Here is a 14,402-nt window from a genome sequence, read left to right as displayed (position 1 = left end):
CCCGTCCACCCGGCGGCGGCGGAAGCACTGTTCGGGGATCAAGAAAAATCCCGGCCGTCACCCGGCGGCAACCGCCGCCATGGCAGGGTGAAGCACAGGCCCTCGGCCGCGCCGTGCAGGGCCTTGATGTGATAGGCCTCGGCAATGTTGCGGTCGGAAAGGACCGCGCCCGCCGGCCCGTCGGCCAGCACCCTGCCCCCGGCCAGCAGCACCAGGCGGTCGCAGAAACGCGCCGCCAGGGTCAGGTCGTGCAGCACGACCACCACCCCCGCCCCCTTTTCGGTGACGGAGCGGAGCAATTCCATGGTGTGCAACTGGTGATAGGGATCGAGGGCGGCCACCGGCTCGTCCGCCAGCAGCATTTCGCCCTCGACCGCCAGGGCCCGGGCCAGCAGGGCCCGCATCCGTTCCCCGCCCGACAGCGTGTCGAAGCGGCGGGCGGCGAGCACCGTGGTCTCGGTCGCGGCCAGCGCGGCGGCGACGGCGGCAAGATCCGCCGCCGTCTCGCCCGACAGGGGCCGGCGGTGCGGCAGGCGCCCCAGGCGCACCAATTGGTCGACCCGGATCGGCCAATGGGCGTCCGCATCCTGGGCCAGATAGGCAAGGCGCCGGGCCAGCGCCGGCCGGCTCATCTCGCGCAGGCTCTGGCCGTCATAGGTGACGCGGCCCGCCGCCGGCGCCGCCAGCCCGGCCAGATGGCGCAGCAGCGTGGTCTTGCCCGCGCCGTTCGGCCCGATCAGCCCGACCATTTCCCCGGGCCGGCAGGAGAGCGTGACCTCGCCCAGCACCAGCTTGTCGCCCGCCCGGCAGGCCAGCCCCGTCGCCTCGATCAGCATCACGCCCCCTCCCGCCGCAGGCGATAGATCAGGGAGAAGAGGAAGGGCGCCCCGACCACGGCCGTCAGCACCCCGAGCTTCAGTTCCGGCTGCACCGCGAGCAGGCGGACGGCAATATCGGCCAGGAGCAGCAGGGCCGCCCCCCCGAAGCCGGAGACCAGCAGCAGGCGCCCGGGCCGGTGCCCGACGAAGGGCCGCAGCACATGGGGCACGACCAGCCCGATGAAGCCGATCGCCCCGGTGACCGCGACCGCCGCCCCGACCGAGAGCGCGGTGCCGGTCACGAGCTTCAGGCGCAGGCGCTTCAGGTCGAAGCCCATGCTGGTCGCCGTATCGTCGCCGAGCGACAGCCCGTCGAGCGCGCGGGCGGACGACAGCAGCAATGCCCAGCCGACCGCCATCAGGGGCAGCGCCAGCATGACGTGATCCATGCTGCGGTCGGTCAGCGAGCCCATGAGCCAGAAGGTGATCTCGACCACCGCATAGGGATTGGGCGAGAGATTGAGGGCGAGCGCGGTCAGGGCGCCGGCGAAGGCGGAAATCGCCACCCCGGCCAGCACCAGCGTCGTCGTCCCCGCCCCGCGCCCGACCATGGCATAGAGCAGCACGGTCGCGACCAGCGCCCCCGCGATCCCGCCCAGCGGCAGGGCCAGGGTGAAGGCCCCGGCCAGCCCGGAATAGAACACGAGGACGGCACCGAGCGCCGCCGCGCTGGACACCCCGATCACCCCGGGCTCGGCCAGGGGATTGCGCAGGAGGCCCTGCAAGGCCGCCCCGGCCAGCCCCAGGGTGAAGCCGGTCAAAACGCCCATCAGCGCCCGCGGCAGGCGGAGATCGGCCAGGATCAGGGCGGGCAGCGTCTCCCGCCCGGCCAGCCAGTCGGCGAAGGCGGCACCGAGATCGAAGGGGGCATAGCCGATGGCGACGGAGGCGGCGAACAACCCGCCGGTGGCCAGGATAAGAACGGCCAGCAGCAGGCCGTAGGGCGGCTCGCGCCGGGGCATCAGGGTGTTCCTTCCAGGCGGCGGCCGATCTCGGCAAGGCGGGCGACGGCCTCGACCACCGCCGGCCCGGCGCAGGTCCAAAGCCGGGACGGCAGGCCCGCCGCCTGCATCCGGTTCGGCATGTTGCGCAGCACCGGGTGGCGCAGCACGTCATAGGCGAGGGCCGGGGCCGGCACTTCCTCCTCGTCCAGGATCACGAGGTCGGGCTTGGCCAGCACCAATGCCTCCAGCGGCAATTCGCGATAGGTGGCGAGGACCGGATCGGCGCCGAGGTTGACCAGCCCGGCGCGCCGCATCAGGTGATCGACCAGCGAGCCCTGCCCGACCGTGAAACCGTTCGGGCGCAGCACCAGGGCGCGCAGCGGCCGCTCCACCGGGGTAACGGCGGCAAGGCCGGCCATCATCGCCGCCACCATCGCCTCGCCTCGCTCGGCATGGCCGAGCAGGGCCGCGACCGCGCGGATCTGGGCGGTCACCTCGTCGAAAGTGGCCGGGGCATCCAGTTCCACCACCGACAGCCCCACCTGCTTCAGAAGGGCGACCGTGCCCCTGGTGGTATAGCGCCCGGCAAGGACCAGGTCGGGGCGGGAGGCGATGATTTCCTCCGCCTGGCCGTGGTTGACCGGCACCGTGGCGGCCAGCGCCGCGACATTGGACCCGGCCGGATCCCGCGACAGGAAGGAGACGGAGGCCACCTGCGCCCGGTCGGCCAGTTGCAGCACCAGTTCGTCGGCGCAGAGATTGATCGAGACGATGCGCTGCGGCGCGGCCGTCGCCGCCGTCCCGGCCAGGACGGCGGCGAGAAACGCAAGCCGTGCCGCCGCGCCCGCCATGCTCAGAAGGTCGCTTTCACGCCGCCGATGGCGAGACGGCCGTTGGAGCCGAAGGAATAGACTTCCTCGTAATCCGTATCGAACAGATTCTCGACCCGGCCGTAGAGCTGGACGTTGTCGAGGACGTCATAGGCGCCGGCGACATTGACCAGGGTATAATCGTCCATCGGGACATTGCGGTTGTTGAAGGAACTGTCGAACACCCGGTCGGTGAAATCGCCGTGATAGACGACGCCGACATTGGCAAGCGCCCGGCCGTCGAGGAAACGATAGGTGACGTCGAAGGTCCCGGCCTGTTCCGGCCGGCGCACCAGTTGCACGCCCTGGGCATCCTCGCTGTCCATATAGGTATAGGTGGCGCGGAGCGTCAGGCCGTTCAGGGGTTCCAGCGTGCCCTCGACCTCGACGCCCCGGACCTTGGAAGTGCCGGCGAGATTGATCGGGCGCGAGACGCCGCCGCCCAGGAATTCGCTGCTGATCAGGTCGGAAATCGACTGGCGGAAATAGGTCGCGCCGACGGCCCCGCGCCCGCCCCAGAACGACTGGTCGACGCCGATGTCGAAGCCCCGCGTCTGTTCCGGCTTCAGGCCCGGGTTGCCGACGAACGTATTGCTGTAGCCGTGGAGTTCGAGCAGGGTCGGGTTCTTCACCCCGGTCCCGTGCGAGGCGTGGAACTTGGTGCCAAGCGTATCGATGAAATAGGCTGCGGTCAGGCGGTAGGTATTGGCGTCCTCGAACCGCTCGTTCTCGTCGCGGCGGAAGGCGGCGGTCAGGCTGAGGCCGTCCAGCAGGCTGACCTGATATTGCCCGGTGTAACCGGTCTGGTCGATCGAGGTCGAGAGATAGCTGCCGAAGCTGCTCCAGATCCGGGCATCGTCCTCTTTCCGCTCCGCCGCCAGGGTGAAGACATGGGAGGCGCCGGCAAGGGACGGCGTGTCGATGCGGAAATCGGTCTGGTAGTCGTAGCGGGTGCTGGTGCCCCGCGTAGTGAAGGTCGGGTCACCGTTGACGATATCGCCGTAGTAATCGACGTCGCTGTCGGCCCGGCTGATGCCGAGGCGGTGGGTCCAGCGGCCGTCCAGCAGGGAAAGCCGGGTCTGGCCGCGGAAGAAGCTCTGCCGCCCGCTGCCGCCGGCGCGATCGTCCAGGGTCAGGCTGATGCCGGTGCCGGGCTCGATGCCGAAGCCCTCGTCGCCCTCGCGGCGGAATTCGGTGCCGCGCGCGACGACGTCGAAACCCAGTTCCGGCAGCGGATCATAGGCGAATTTCAGATAGGCGGTGCCGTTGTTGTAACCGTCCCGTTCCGTATTGCCCCGCGCCTCGGCGGCGGAGGAAAAGCCGGAGGTAACGCCGCCGGTGACGCCGGCGAGAATGCTGTATTGTTCCCCGCCCGCGCTGAACGACAGGGCGCCCGCCGCGGTGCCCCGGCTGCCGGCTTCGGCGCTGAGGGCGACGCTCGGCTTGCCGCTGCCCTTGCGGGTGACGATGTTGACGACGCCGCCGGCCGCGTCCGAGCCGTAGAGCGCCGATTGCGGCCCGCGCAGCACCTCGATCCGCTCGATGTCGGCGGTCGGGATATGGGCGAAATCGACGCTGGAATCCGCGGCCGGGTCGTTGACCACCACGCCGTCGATCATGACCAGGGTCTGGTTGGTTTCGCTGCCCCGGATGCCGGCGCCGGTCAGGCCGCCGGTGACGCCGGTGCGGGTGACCGAAACCCCGGGCACGAGGCGCAGCGCGTCGGAGACGAGGCGCACCTGCTTTGCCTCCAGGTATTCCCGGTCGAGCACGGTGACCGTGCTGCCCACCTCGGTCAGCGGGGTCTGCTCGCCGCGATTGGCGGTGACGGAGACGGCGGGCAATTCCTCCGCCGCCAGGGCCGAAGCCGGCAAAGCGGCGGCGGAAACGACGGCGAGAAGCGAAACCCTGACCCCGAAAGACATGCCCATACCCCCTGCACCGCCAGATGGCGGCAACCGATGATCGAGGGACGCCGTGCGGGGAAGGGCTGGAGAAGCCCCGCCGCGACAGCGTCCATGACGCATCACCGCAGCGGGTTGACCGCACCCTGGGCTCGCCCGGCCCGGGGTTGAGTGATGCCCTCGGCGGCAGGTCTCCTGGCTCGCGGGTTATGGCCTTGCACCGTCTTCCCGGCCCAAAGGCCAGTGACGAATGGTGCAGGCTCGCCGCTTACAGTTGCGGGGACAGCCACGGCAGGGCTTTCGCCTTCCGTGTTCCCTTTTAATCCGGTGGAACCGCCAAAGCAGGCGCAGTTGAAGCGCGGCGCACGGAAGATGTCAATCCCGTTGCTCAGCGGCGCAGGCGGCGGCCGTCCAGGGGGGTGCGGGCCTGCCAGCCGTGGCGTTCCAGTTCCGGGTCCTCGTGCTCCTCGACCGGATGGCCGATGCACAGATAGGCGATCAGATGCCAGCCCGGATCGCAGTCGAGATCATCATTCACGGTCAGGGGATCGAGGATCGACACCCAGCCGACGCCGACGCCATGGGCCCGCGCCGCCAGCCACAGGGTATGGACGGCGGTGGTCGCCGAATGCTCGATGGTCGCGGGCATGGTGCGCCGGCCCAGCCCCTGGCCCTGGTCGGGCGCCATGTCGGCGAAGACGGCGAGATGGACCGGCGCCTCGACCAGGCCGGCGAGTTTGAGACGGGCGTAAAGCGCCGCCCGTTCGCCCGCGTAATCGGCCAGGGCCTCCGCATTGGCGCGCTCGAAATTGGCGCGGATGCGGGCACGCCGCGCCGGATCGTCGACGGTGACGAAGCGCCAGGGCTGGCAATTGCCGACCGAGGGGGCGAGATCGGCCAGCACCAGCAGATGGTCCAAGAGGCCGGGCGCCAGGGCATCGGTCCGGAAGCGGCGGACGTCGCGGCGCCAGCGCAGCAGGGTTTCGAACCGCGCGCGGAAATCCCGGTCGAAGACGGGCGGCGCGGTCATGCCAGCGCCGCCGCCAGCCGCGCGAACGCCGCCTCATCCGCCGGCAGGCCGAGGCGCAGCCAGTCCGGGCGATAGGCGAAGGGCCGGGCCAGGATGCCGGCCCGGCCCAGCCGCTCGAACCACGCCCCCGCCGCCGCGTGGCCGTAGAGGCGGAACAGCCGGCAGCCGCCCTCGAGGCGGAAGCCGGCGCCGGCCATCAGCGCGTCCAGCCGGGCGGCCTTTTCCGCCGTCGCGGCCGCGGCCGCCATACGCCAGCGCTCGTCGCCGAGGGCCCCGGTGCCGATCGCCATCGCAGGGCCCGACACCGCCCAGGCGCCCAGCGCCTCGCGCATCGCGGCGGCGATTTCCGGCGCCGCCAGCAGGAAGCCGAGACGGACCCCCGCCAGCCCATAGGTCTTGCCGAAGGAGCGCAGGATCACCAGCCCCGGCCGGGGCAGATAGGGCGCGAGGCTGACCCCGGGTTCGAGATCGGCAAAGGCTTCGTCGACGACGAGAAAGCCGCCCGCCCGGTCGAGCCGGGCCGCCAGCGGGATCAGGTCGGCCGCCTTCAGCACCCTGCCGTCCGGGTTGTTCGGGTTGACCACCACGGCGTGGCTGGCGCCATCGAGTTCGGCCAGGCTCCGCGCCTCGCGCACCCTATGGCCGGCGCGGGCCCAGCCCGGGCCATGCTCGCCATAGGTCGGGCCCAGCACCGCCGCCGCCCCGGGCGCCGCCAGCAGGGGCAGCAGTTCGATCAGGATCTGGGTGCCCGGGGCCGCCACCACCAGGGCCGGGTCCGGCACGCCGTAGGCCGCCGCCGCGATGCTTTCCAGGCGGGCGAGGTCTTCGGGTTCCGGCAGGTCGGTGAAGACGGCGGGATCGAGGGTGGGCAAGGGATAGGGCACGGGGTTGATGCCGGTCGAAAGGTCCAGCCAGGGCCGGGGCGCATCGGGAAAGCGGGCTTGCGCGGCGCGGCGGCGGCCGCCGTGGACCGTCAAGGGATCTGACATCCGGGGCGATTCCATGCTAGCGGTGCTGCCCTCCATGACGTTCGATCTCCTTCCCCTGCTGCTGGTGCTGGCCCTCGCGATCGAGGCGGCCTGCGGCTATCCCCAGGCGCTGATCCCCCGGATCGGCCATCCCGTGATCTGGCTGGGCGGCCTGATCGCGCGATTCGACCGGCACTTCAATCGACCGACCATGCCGAAGCGCCGGCGCCGGCTCAATGGGCTTGCCGCCCTCGTCCTGCTGCTGGCCGTCGCCGCGGTGCCTGCCGCCCTGGTCCAGGTCGCGGTGTTCCGGGTGCTGCCGCCTTGGCTGGCCCTGGCCGTTCTCGCCCTTGCCGCCTCCACCCTGCTGGCCCAGCGCAGCCTTTACACCCATGTCGCGGCGGTCGCCACCGCGCTCGAGACCGGCGGGCTGACGGCCGGGCGGCAGGCGGTTTCGATGATCGTCGGCCGCAATGTCTCGGTCCTGGACGAGGCCGGCGTGGCCCGGGCCGCGATCGAAAGCCTGGCCGAGAATTTCTCCGACGGGGTGACCGCGCCCGCCTTCTGGTGCGCCGTCGGCGGCCTGCCCGGGATCGCCGCCTATAAGGCCGTCAATACCGCCGACAGCATGATCGGCCACAAGACCGAGCGGCATCTGCACTTCGGCTGGGCGGCGGCGCGGTTCGACGATCTCGTCAACCTGCCTGCCTCGCGCCTGACGGCACTGTTCATCGCCCTGGCCGCCGGCCGGGGCGCGGGGGCCGCCTGGCGCGCGGTCCGGCGCGATGCCCGGCACCACCGGTCGCCCAATGCCGGCTGGCCGGAGGCGGCCATGGCCGGGGCCCTGGGCTTGCGCCTGAACGGCCCGAAACGCTATGGCGAGACCCTGTCCGACGATCATTGGATGGGCGACGGCCGGGCCGAGGCGACCGCCGCCGACATTCGCCGCGCCCTGACGCTCTATGTCCGCGCCTGCATGGTGCAATTCTCCCTCGCCGCCGGGGCGGCGGCGATATTACATCTGATGACATAGATCGTTTCCGTTTGTATCATCGGTGCATGACGAACGGCGGCCCCAAGGCGAAGACCCTGATCCTGCAATTGCTGCTGGCCGCGGACGGCGGCGCCCTGGCGGCACGCGATGCCGTCACCGCCTGTTCCCTGTTCGATATCGCGGAAAGCGCCGCCCGGGTGACCCTGGTGCGGCTGGCCGCCGCCGGCATGATCGAGGGCGCGGGGCGCGGCGCCTATCGCCTGGGCCCGGCCGCGGCCGGCTTTGCCGCCGATGTCGCCGGCTGGCGCCGCGCGGGCGAGCGGCTGCGCCCCTGGGCGGGCGGCTATGTCGCGGTTCACAGCGGGGCGCTGGGCCGCAGCGACCGGGCGGCGCTGCGGGCACGGCACCGCGCCCTCGACATGCTGGGCTTCGCCGAGATGGACAAGGGCCTGCACCTGCGGCCGGACAATCTGGCAGGCGGGGTCGGCGCCATCCGCCGGCGCCTGCTGGCCCTCGGGCTCGATGCCGGGGCGACGGTCTTCGCCGCCGGCGATTTCGCCCGCGACCCGGGCCACCTGTGGGACGGCGCCGCCCTGAACGCCGCCTATCGCCGCCGCAGCGTGCTGGACGACTGGCTGGCCCGGGCCGGCGATCTGGACCCGGATGTCGCGGCGCGGGAAGCCTTCCTGATCGGCAGCCGCGCCATCCGCCAGATCGTCTTCGATCCCCTGCTGCCCGAGCCGCTGGTCGACGGCGGCGAGCGGGAAGCCTTCTTCGCGGCGGTCCGGCAGTTCGATGCCGCCGGCCGCGCCCTCTGGCGGCGTTTCTTCGCCGCCCAAAACCAACGACCGGGAGAGATCGATGAGCCGGGCCTTCACCCTCACTGACGCCTTCACGCCGGCTGAAATCAGGGCCTTCAACACGAAATCCGACCTTTGGGGCTGGTGGGCGGTGGCCAGCACCTGGGCTGTGATCGCCGGCACTTTCGCCCTGATGGCGCTATGGCCCCATGTCGTTACCGTAATCGTTGGGCTGGTCCTGCTCGGCGGGCGGCAGCTGGCACTGTCGATCCTGATGCATGAGGCGGCGCATTACAGCCTGTTCCGCACCCGGGCCCTGAACGACATCGTCGGCACATGGCTGTGCGCCGCCCCGGTCTGGGGCGATGTCGCCCGCTATCGAAAGCATCACATCCAGCATCACGCCCATACCAACAGCGAGCTCGATCCCGACCTGTCGCTGGTGACACCCTTCCCGACCAGCCGCCGCTCGCTCCGCCGCAAGATCCTGCGCGACCTGACCGGCGCGACCGGCCTGAAGCGGATGATCGGCCTGTTCCTGATGGATATCGGCGCCCTGACCTATACCGTCTCGGGCGGTGCCCGCCTGGTGCCGCGGGCGGAACGCCGCCTGTCCCGCCAGATCGCCCAGGGCCTTAACCGCATGGGGCCGATGCTGGCGACCAATGCCGTGATCGCCGCCGCCCTCGGCCTGCTCGGCGCCGGCTGGACCTATCTGGTCTGGGTCGCGGCCTATCTCACCACCTACAGCCTGTTCCTGCGCATCCGCGCCATCGCCGAACACGCCTGCACGGAGAGAAGCGACCATCCCTTGCGCAACACCAGGACCACCAGGGCCGGGCTGCTGGCCCGGGCGACGGTGGCGCCGCTGCATGTGAATTATCACCTGGAACACCACCTGATGCCCGCCGCCGCCTATTACCGCCTGCCGGCCATGCACCGGCGGCTCCGCGAAAAAGCCCTGACCGGCCCCGCCCCCGGCTATCTCGACGTGCTGCGGCTGGTCACCGCCCGCGCCGCTTAAAACTTACTCTGGCGAGATCGGTTCAACACCAGCAAAGACACCAAAGCGAATTGCCCGTAAAATGCGACCCCGGCGCTATATGGACCTCGCACACTGCTATGCGACATTGCCGGATGTTGCGGCAAACTAAAACGCCTGTATGGGTGGAAAGTCATGACCAAGGGCCGTTCGATCCGCTTGTTCCTCGCCGATGGCACCCCTGGAGGCATCATCACTGCCGAAATCATGAACTGGACCGGCCACGTCATCGTAGCACCGCGCTCACGCCTTGCTGACTTGATCCAGCGACCGGAAGCCGGTCGCACCGGAGTTTACATCCTTACCGGGGCCGATCCGGAGGGCGACTATAAACCCCTGGCCTATATCGGCGAGACTGACAATGTCGGCAAACGGTTGGCGCAGCACAACAAGGACGAGAGCAAGGAGTTCTGGGAGCAGACCTGCATTGTCACCAGCAAGGATCAGAACCTCACCAAGGCCCATGCGCGGTATCTCGAAAGTCGCTTGATCGCCATTGCCACGGAAGCGGCAAGGACCCGATTGGAAAACGGTACGGCACCCGATTTCGGCCTGCTGCCGGAGGCCGATCTCTCCGATATGGAATTCTTCATCGATCAGTTGCGTGTGGTCTTGCCGGTACTGGGGCTGGATTTCCTGAAAGAGCCAGCGAAGGCCATGCCAGCGAAGCCTTCAGTGGCCAGTGAGACCTCGACTTGCGAGACTCCCCTGTTCGAACTGTTCACCAAGAAATATTCAATCCGCGCGGAAGCCAGAGAAACCAATGGGGAATTCATCGTCCTCGCGGGATCACAAGCGCAAGACAGTTGGATTGCAGCACCAGGAATGGGATACTATAACTTGTTCAGGCAATTGGTCGACAACGGCGTTCTCGTTCCCGACCAGACAGGGCATCGCCGCTTCGGCCAGGATTTTGGATTCAAGAGCCCCAGCGCCGCGTCCGCGACCATTTTGGGTCGGCCGGACAATGGGCGGACGAGTTGGCGCCTCAAAGGAACCGACAAGACTTATGCCCAATGGCAGGAGGATCAGGTCGCAGCCGCCACGCTGTTGGAAAGCGAAGAGTGAGCTTTTGTCGCCGCTCACCGGGCGGCGCAACGCCGTTACTCTAACCGGCGAACCCCAGCATCCGGTCCAGGGCGAGATGGGCTTCGAGATGGTCGGCGAGGCCGTCGAGCGCGGCTTCGATCCGGGCGTGATGGTCGAAGCCTTCGGCGCGTGAGCCCAGGCGTTCCAGCCAGGCGGCGCGCTGGTCGTTGCCGGTGAAGAGGCCGTGGACATAGGTGCCGCGCACCAGACCGTCGGCACTGATCGCGCCGTCGCGGCGCCCGTCCGCCAGTTTGACCAGGGCGCGGGCGGTGTCGGGCCCCGCGGTCCGGCCCATGTGCATCTCGTAGCCCGTGAAGGCGATGCCGTCGTCGAGGCTGCGGCCGGTCACTTCCGCCAGCCGCTTGGCGGCGGTCAGCACCGTATCGACGGCAAGAAGGCCCAGCCCCGGAACCGTGCCGGCCGGCCCCTCGATCCCGTCCGGATCGGCGATGCTTTGCCCCAGCATCTGATAGCCGCCGCAGAGGCCCAGCACCCGGCCGCCCTGGCGATAGTGGGCCTTGAGGTCGATGTCCCAGCCTTCCGTCCGCAGGCGGCCGAGGTCGGCGATGGTCGCCTTGGAGCCGGGCAGGACGATCAGGTCCGCCGGCGGCAGCGGCCGGCCCGGCCGGGCCAGGACCAGATCGACCGCCGGTTCCGCCTGAAGGGGGTCGAGATCGTCGAAATTGGCGATGCCCGGCAGCACCGGCACCACGATGCGCAGACGCCCCGCGCCCGCCGGTGATGGGCGCCGGGCGGCAAGGTCATAGGCATCTTCCGCCGGCAATTGCCCCGCCGCCTCGTAATGCGGCACGAGGCCGAGGGCCGGCCAGCCGGTGCGTCCCTCGATGTAACGCATACCGTCGTCGAACAGGCTGGCGTCGCCGCGCATGCGGTTGACGATGAAGCCCCTGACCAGGGCCGCATCGCCGGCGTCGAGAACCGCCGCCGTGCCCACCAGGGCGGCGATGACGCCGCCGCGCTCGATATCGCCGATGATCACGACGGGCACATCCGCCGCCCGGGCGAAGCCCATGTTGGCGATGTCGTTGGCGCGGAGATTGACCTCGGAAGCACTGCCCGCCCCCTCGACCAGGACGATGTCCGCCGCCGCCTTCAGCCGGGCGAAACTGTCCAGCACGAAGGGCAGCAGTTCCGCCTTCCGCGACTGATAGACCCGGGCCCCGGCATTGCCGATCACCCGGCCCTGGACCACGATCTGGGCACCGACCTCGCTTTGCGGCTTGAGAAGGACGGGGTTCATATGGACGCTGGGCGCGACCCCGCAGGCCCGGGCCTGGAGCGCCTGGGCGCGGCCGATCTCGCCGCCCTCCGCCGTCACCGCCGCATTGTTCGACATGTTCTGCGGCTTGAACGGCAGCACCGCGAGGCCGCGCCGGCTGAGCGCCCGGGCGATCCCGGCGACCAGCAGCGACTTGCCGACGCTGGACCCCGTGCCCTGGAACATCAGGCTGCGCGCCGCCATCAGAATTCGATGCCCGACTGCGCCCGCACCCCGGCCGCGAAATGATGCTTCACCGCCTTCATCTCGGTGACGAGATCCGCCGCCTCGATCAATTCGGGCCTGGCGTTCCGCCCGGTGACGACGACATGAAGATCGGCCCGCCGGGCGGTCAGCGCCGCCACCACTTCGGCGATCTCCAGATAGTCGTAGCGAAGGGCGATGTTCAATTCGTCAAGGACGAGCAGGGACAGGCCGGGATCGGCCAGCAGCTCCAGCACCCGGGCCCAGCCGGCGCGGGCGGCGGCGATGTCGCGCGCCTTGTCCTGCACCTCCCAGGTGAAGCCCTCGCCCGAGGAATGCCAGGTGACGAGATCGCCGAATCGCTCGAACAGGGCGCGCTCGCCGGTGCCCCAGGCGCCCTTGATGAATTGCACCACGGCGACCCGCCGGCCATGGCCGATCATGCGCAGCATCAGGCCGAAAGCCGCCGTGGACTTGCCCTTGCCCGCCCCGGTGTGGACGATCAGCAAGCCTTTCTCCAGGGTCTTCGAGGCCACTTCGGCATCCTGCACCGCCTTCCGCGCCTGCATCTTCTCGCGGTGGCGGGCGGCCTCTTCGGGGCTGACGGGATCGGGCATCACGGCACTCCACGACAAATGGGGCGGCCATCAAGAGCACGGCCCCGAAGCCGCCGCAAGCGTCGTGCCGTTGACAGCGCCGCCATTCCAGCCTACCCAGAAGGCGACGGTCCCGGCCTCGCCGGGTGAAAAGGGAATTCGGTGCCATGCCGAAGCTGCCCCCGCAACTGTAAGCGGTCAGCCGCGCGCCATCATGCCACTGGGCCATCCCGGGAAGGCGGCGCAAGGCCACGACCCGCGAGCCAGGAGACCTGCCGTCATTCGCGTGAACCGTAACCGGGCGGGGTGCCCTGGGCTGCGGCGATGCCCCCCGGGCATCGGGCCCGGCGGGGGATGCCGGGCCGCCGGCACCCCGATTTGCGATGCGACGGGGCCCGATCTTGAGCCAGGACCAGCCCATACTTCATGTCTGCACCTCGTGCCGCCACGGCGACGACCGCGGCGCCGGGGCAAGCCTCGCCGACCGCCTGGAAACCCTGGCGGCCGGGGCGGAAGGCGGGTTCCGCGTGAACCCGATCGTCTGCCTCGCGGCCTGCGAACGGGGCTGCACCGCCGCCCTCTCGGCAGCGGGGAAATGGTCCTATGTCGTCGGCGGCCTGACCCCGGATCTTGCCGGCGACATGGCCGCCTATGCCCGCGCTTACGGCGCCTCGCCGAACGGCGTGGTGCTGCGCGCCGGCCGGCCCGTCAGCCTGCATCAGGCCATCGTCTCGCGTCTTCCGCCCCTGCCGGAGCCCCGCTCATGACCCCTGTTTCCCGCAAAATCCCCGCGACCGTGATCACCGGCTTCCTCGGCGCCGGCAAGACCACCTTGCTGCGCCATGTCATCGCCCAGGCCGGCGGGCGGCGCATCGCCGTCATCGTCAATGAATTCGGCGAGACCGGCGTCGACGGCGACCTGCTGCGCGGCTGCGGCGCCGCCTGCGACGACGACAGTATCGTCGAACTGGCCAACGGCTGCCTGTGCTGCACCGTGGCCGACGATTTCGTGCCCACCATGGAAGCCCTGATCGACCGGCCGAACCCGCCCGATCACATCCTGATCGAAACCTCGGGCCTGGCCCTGCCCAAGCCCCTGCTGAAAGCCTTCGACTGGCCGGGCGTGCGCAATCGGGTGACGGTGGACGGCGTCATCGCCGTGATCGACGGCCCGGCCGCCGCCACCGGCCGCTTCGCCGACGATCCCACCGCCGTCGCCGCCCAGGCGGCCGAAGACCCGAGCCTGGACCACGACAACCCCCTGGCCGAAGTCTTCGGCGACCAGGTGAATGCCGCCGACCTGATCCTCCTCAACAAGGCCGATCTCCTGGACGCGGCCGGCCGCGCCGCCGCCGAGGCCGCGATCCGCGCCGCCGGGCCGCGCCGCCCGCCGCTGATCGAGACCCGCGAATGCCGGATCGACCCCGCCGTCCTGCTCGGCCTCGGCGCCGCGGCCGAGGACGACCTCGCCGCCCGCCCCTCGCACCATGATGCCGAGGACGGCGCCCACGAGCACAATGACTTCGAGAGTTTCACCGTCCCCCTGCCCCCGGCCGCCGATCCGGAAGCACTGGCCGCCCGCCTCGCCCGGGTCGCGGCGGATTACGGCGTGCTGCGCATGAAGGGTTTCGTCGCCGTCGCGGACAAGCCCCTGCGCCTGCTGGTGCAGGGGGTCGGCAGCCGCTTCCGCCACCAGTACGAACGGCCCTGGGCGCCGGGGGAGGAACGGCAGGGCCGCCTCGTCGTGATCGGGGAGACCGGGCTGGACCGGGCGGGCATCCTTGCCGCCCTGACGGCGTAACCCC

Annotated in this window: 14 protein-coding genes and 2 riboswitches; of the genes, 6 read left to right on the top strand and 8 right to left on the bottom strand. The window is 70.1% G+C overall.

Translation table 11 applies throughout. The features are described from left to right. Positions 1 to 38: 38 nt before the first annotated feature. The 6 genes from DKG75_RS14245 to cobD form a co-directional block, all read right to left on the bottom strand. A complete protein-coding gene (locus DKG75_RS14245) occupies positions 39 to 836 on the bottom strand; it encodes an ABC transporter ATP-binding protein (RefSeq protein WP_109921802.1) in 798 nt (265 codons plus the stop codon). Further along, entirely contained in the window at positions 836 to 1,840 is a 1,005-nt protein-coding gene (locus DKG75_RS14240; RefSeq protein ID WP_109921801.1) for a FecCD family ABC transporter permease, read from the bottom strand. The genes DKG75_RS14245 and DKG75_RS14240 overlap by 1 nt, the downstream gene beginning before the upstream one ends. Next, positions 1,840 to 2,673 carry an ABC transporter substrate-binding protein gene (locus DKG75_RS14235; protein WP_109921800.1) on the bottom strand — a complete coding sequence of 278 codons (834 nt, stop codon included), beginning with the start codon at positions 2,671 to 2,673 and terminating at the stop codon, positions 1,840 to 1,842. The genes DKG75_RS14240 and DKG75_RS14235 overlap by 1 nt, the downstream gene beginning before the upstream one ends. A gap of 2 nt (positions 2,674 to 2,675) precedes the next feature. Continuing rightward, positions 2,676 to 4,616, bottom strand: a complete 1,941-nt coding sequence (locus DKG75_RS14230; RefSeq protein ID WP_166646594.1) for a TonB-dependent receptor plug domain-containing protein — start codon at positions 4,614 to 4,616, stop codon at positions 2,676 to 2,678. Between the two features lie 147 nt (positions 4,617 to 4,763). Beyond that, a riboswitch (cobalamin riboswitch) is annotated at positions 4,764 to 4,948 on the bottom strand. Between the two features lie 35 nt (positions 4,949 to 4,983). Beyond that, entirely contained in the window at positions 4,984 to 5,625 is a 642-nt protein-coding gene (bluB, locus tag DKG75_RS14225; protein ID WP_109921798.1) for a 5,6-dimethylbenzimidazole synthase, read from the bottom strand. Beyond that, a complete protein-coding gene (cobD, locus tag DKG75_RS14220) occupies positions 5,622 to 6,614 on the bottom strand; it encodes a threonine-phosphate decarboxylase CobD (protein WP_208112266.1) in 993 nt (330 codons plus the stop codon). Before cobD ends, bluB begins: the two co-directional genes overlap by 4 nt. Positions 6,615 to 6,648: 34 nt before the next feature. Here cobD and cbiB point away from each other — a divergent pair, with 34 nt between their 5' ends. The 4 genes from cbiB (at position 6,649) to DKG75_RS14200 (ending at position 10,497) form a co-directional block, all read left to right on the top strand. Then, a complete protein-coding gene (gene cbiB / locus DKG75_RS14215) occupies positions 6,649 to 7,626 on the top strand; it encodes an adenosylcobinamide-phosphate synthase CbiB (RefSeq protein WP_109921796.1) in 978 nt (325 codons plus the stop codon). Between the two features lie 26 nt (positions 7,627 to 7,652). Beyond that, positions 7,653 to 8,474: a PaaX family transcriptional regulator C-terminal domain-containing protein gene (locus tag DKG75_RS14210; protein WP_109921795.1), complete on the top strand. Its 822-nt coding sequence runs from the start codon at positions 7,653 to 7,655 to the stop codon at positions 8,472 to 8,474. Then, on the top strand, positions 8,449 to 9,411 hold the full coding sequence (locus tag DKG75_RS14205; protein WP_109921794.1) for a fatty acid desaturase family protein: 963 nt from the start codon (positions 8,449 to 8,451) through the stop codon (positions 9,409 to 9,411). Before DKG75_RS14210 ends, DKG75_RS14205 begins: the two co-directional genes overlap by 26 nt. 153 nt (positions 9,412 to 9,564) lie before the next feature. Beyond that, complete coding sequence (locus DKG75_RS14200; RefSeq protein WP_109921793.1) at positions 9,565 to 10,497, top strand: GIY-YIG nuclease family protein; 933 nt, start codon at positions 9,565 to 9,567, stop codon at positions 10,495 to 10,497. 40 nt (positions 10,498 to 10,537) lie between these two features. On the opposite strand, the gene DKG75_RS14195 is transcribed toward DKG75_RS14200, so the two are convergent. Further along, the gene (locus tag DKG75_RS14195) at positions 10,538 to 12,001 is read right to left on the bottom strand and encodes a cobyric acid synthase (protein WP_208112267.1); all 1,464 of its coding nucleotides are present in this window, start codon (positions 11,999 to 12,001) and stop codon (positions 10,538 to 10,540) included. Further along, positions 12,001 to 12,618: a cob(I)yrinic acid a,c-diamide adenosyltransferase gene (gene cobO, locus DKG75_RS14190; protein ID WP_109921792.1), complete on the bottom strand. Its 618-nt coding sequence runs from the start codon at positions 12,616 to 12,618 to the stop codon at positions 12,001 to 12,003. The genes DKG75_RS14195 and cobO overlap by 1 nt, the downstream gene beginning before the upstream one ends. Positions 12,619 to 12,708: 90 nt before the next feature. Next, a riboswitch (cobalamin riboswitch) is annotated at positions 12,709 to 12,891 on the top strand. 107 nt (positions 12,892 to 12,998) lie between these two features. Here cobO and DKG75_RS14185 point away from each other — a divergent pair. After that, a complete protein-coding gene (locus tag DKG75_RS14185; protein ID WP_166646595.1) occupies positions 12,999 to 13,364 on the top strand; it encodes a DUF1636 family protein in 366 nt (121 codons plus the stop codon). Beyond that, positions 13,361 to 14,398, top strand: a complete 1,038-nt coding sequence (gene cobW, locus DKG75_RS14180) for a cobalamin biosynthesis protein CobW (RefSeq protein WP_109921790.1) — start codon at positions 13,361 to 13,363, stop codon at positions 14,396 to 14,398. Before DKG75_RS14185 ends, cobW begins: the two co-directional genes overlap by 4 nt. Positions 14,399 to 14,402: the final 4 nt, after the last annotated feature.

Source organism: Zavarzinia compransoris (assembly GCF_003173055.1).
GTDB lineage: Bacteria > Pseudomonadota > Alphaproteobacteria > Zavarziniales > Zavarziniaceae > Zavarzinia > Zavarzinia compransoris.
Note: the sequence above shows the minus strand (reverse complement) of the source record. Positions and strands in the feature narration are given on the sequence as shown.

Excerpts from the sequence above, each read along its gene's own strand:
- DKG75_RS14245 (WP_109921802.1), bottom strand. The coding sequence starts at position 836 with ATGCTGATCGAGGCGACGGGGCTGGCCTGCCGGGCGGGCGACAAGCTG.
- DKG75_RS14195 (WP_208112267.1), bottom strand. The coding sequence starts at position 12,001 with ATGGCGGCGCGCAGCCTGATGTTCCAGGGCACGGGGTCCAGCGTCGGC.
- cbiB (WP_109921796.1), top strand. The coding sequence starts at position 6,649 with ATGACGTTCGATCTCCTTCCCCTGCTGCTGGTGCTGGCCCTCGCGATC.
- cobO (WP_109921792.1), bottom strand. The coding sequence starts at position 12,618 with ATGCCCGATCCCGTCAGCCCCGAAGAGGCCGCCCGCCACCGCGAGAAG.
- DKG75_RS14205 (WP_109921794.1), top strand. The coding sequence starts at position 8,449 with ATGAGCCGGGCCTTCACCCTCACTGACGCCTTCACGCCGGCTGAAATC.
- DKG75_RS14235 (WP_109921800.1), bottom strand. The coding sequence starts at position 2,673 with ATGGCGGGCGCGGCGGCACGGCTTGCGTTTCTCGCCGCCGTCCTGGCC.
- DKG75_RS14230 (WP_166646594.1), bottom strand. The coding sequence starts at position 4,616 with ATGTCTTTCGGGGTCAGGGTTTCGCTTCTCGCCGTCGTTTCCGCCGCC.
- DKG75_RS14240 (WP_109921801.1), bottom strand. The coding sequence starts at position 1,840 with ATGCCCCGGCGCGAGCCGCCCTACGGCCTGCTGCTGGCCGTTCTTATC.
- cobD (WP_208112266.1), bottom strand. The coding sequence starts at position 6,614 with ATGTCAGATCCCTTGACGGTCCACGGCGGCCGCCGCCGCGCCGCGCAA.
- DKG75_RS14210 (WP_109921795.1), top strand. The coding sequence starts at position 7,653 with ATGACGAACGGCGGCCCCAAGGCGAAGACCCTGATCCTGCAATTGCTG.
- DKG75_RS14200 (WP_109921793.1), top strand. The coding sequence starts at position 9,565 with ATGACCAAGGGCCGTTCGATCCGCTTGTTCCTCGCCGATGGCACCCCT.
- bluB (WP_109921798.1), bottom strand. The coding sequence starts at position 5,625 with ATGACCGCGCCGCCCGTCTTCGACCGGGATTTCCGCGCGCGGTTCGAA.
- cobW (WP_109921790.1), top strand. The coding sequence starts at position 13,361 with ATGACCCCTGTTTCCCGCAAAATCCCCGCGACCGTGATCACCGGCTTC.